This window comes from Vibrio sp. Vb1554 (assembly GCF_033344235.1).
Window position 1 is genome coordinate 1 of record NZ_JAWPOJ010000368.1, and the last position, 1,123, is coordinate 1,123.

General features: G+C 43.5%; 1 protein-coding gene. It reads right to left on the reverse strand.

All coding sequences use genetic code 11. The features are described from left to right. Positions 1 to 22: 22 nt before the first annotated feature. The gene (locus R8N28_RS26355; RefSeq protein ID WP_318183800.1) at positions 23 to 1,054 is read right to left on the reverse strand and encodes an ABC transporter ATP-binding protein; all 1,032 of its coding nucleotides are present in this window, start codon (positions 1,052 to 1,054) and stop codon (positions 23 to 25) included. Positions 1,055 to 1,123: the final 69 nt, after the last annotated feature.

Consider the following 1,123-nt stretch of genomic DNA (forward strand, 5'->3'; position numbering starts at 1 on the left):
GACGTACAAAGGTTTGGACATGTTAGGCTCTCACTGGTTGAATTTCATTTAGGTTAAACAGCAGCTCTAGTTGACTGCCGTTAGCTAGCAAGCGTTCGGATGAACGGTTGAGCAAATCGACTGTAAGATTGCACTCTTCGACGCATACTTGGTAGCGAATTACATTGCCAAGCAGTTGGTGATTTTTGATGGTTCCCATCTGCGGTGCAGAAATATGGTTTCCGTATTGGCGACCATGCTCTTTCACGTAGATGGACTCTGGACGAATTGCCACCTTCCATTCGGTATCGATATTAAAGAGTTGTTTGGCTTTGTTAGCATCGACCAAATTGTAATGCCCCATAAACCCAGCCACAAATTCATTGGCTGGGTGAGTGTAGATCGCTTCTGGTGTGCCGGCTTGAACAATTTCCCCTTTGTTCATCAAAAAGATTCGATCAGACATGATCATCGCTTCTTCTTGGTCATGAGTCACAAAGATGGTAGTTAGGTTCATCTCTTTTTGTATATCGCGGATCTGTTGGCGAAGATGCTTACGGATCTTTGCATCCAGTGCCGAAAGCGGCTCATCAAGTAAAAGAATACGAGGTTTAACCACGAGCGCTCGGGCTAACGCCACACGCTGACGTTGGCCTCCAGAAAGTTGGTGGGGGTAGTATTTTTCTTTGCCTTTTAAGTCAACTAACGCTATGACTTTTGTCACTTCGCGTTGAATTTCATCAGAGGCGAGTTTCTTCATTTTCAAGCCAAAGGCGATGTTGCCCTCAACCGTCATGTTTGGAAACAGCGCGTAAGACTGAAACACAATGCCGAAATCACGCTTTTCTGGTGGTAGAAATGTGGTCTCTTGGCCGTTTTGAAAAATCGCGCCAGAAGTAGGTAGATCTAAACCTGCAATGGCACGTAATAACGTAGTTTTACCGCAGCCAGAAGGGCCTAAAAAACAAACGAACTCGCCTTTTTCGATCGCCAGTGAGATTTGCTTTAATGCAGTGAACTGTCCGAATTGTTTCACTACATTTTTAATGTTCAGATAAGGTTGGTTAATTGACATAACACACACTCCAAATGGTATATACCAACTTTAATTTTGGAGTTTTACGTTCCAATGACAAATTTATAT

Bases quoted from the DNA above. Each gene is read 5' to 3' on its own strand.
- R8N28_RS26355 (WP_318183800.1), bottom strand. From the start codon at position 1,054: ATGTCAATTAACCAACCTTATCTGAACATTAAAAATGTAGTGAAACAA.